This is a genomic window from Paraburkholderia silviterrae (assembly GCF_004353915.1).
In the GTDB taxonomy this organism is placed as follows: domain Bacteria; phylum Pseudomonadota; class Gammaproteobacteria; order Burkholderiales; family Burkholderiaceae; genus Paraburkholderia; species Paraburkholderia silviterrae.
Window position 1 is genome coordinate 689327 of sequence record NZ_SMRP01000001.1, and the last position, 324, is coordinate 689650.

Here is a 324-nt window from a genome sequence, read left to right on the forward strand (position 1 = left end):
CTTCGGAGCGGCTCCGGAGCATCCGTCTCCTCGCACATTCCGCCTCAGTGACAAGGGGCTCATCCTTCCCGCCACGCGCTACGCGCGGGCGGAAGGGTCTGCAAGGAAAACCGATCGTGCTGCCGGCGAATTTTAGATAGTAATGAATATCAAATACACTGGAGTCCTACGAAAGCGCGTGCGTCCCACCGGTTTTAGTTATGCCCCACGGCGCGCGGAGCGCCGCCGGATGGATGAGCCCTTAGTCACTCCGTGTGACGGCAAGTGGTGACAGACGCCCCGGAGCCACTCCGATTAAAGGTTAGTGGTCCACTGCGTCACACT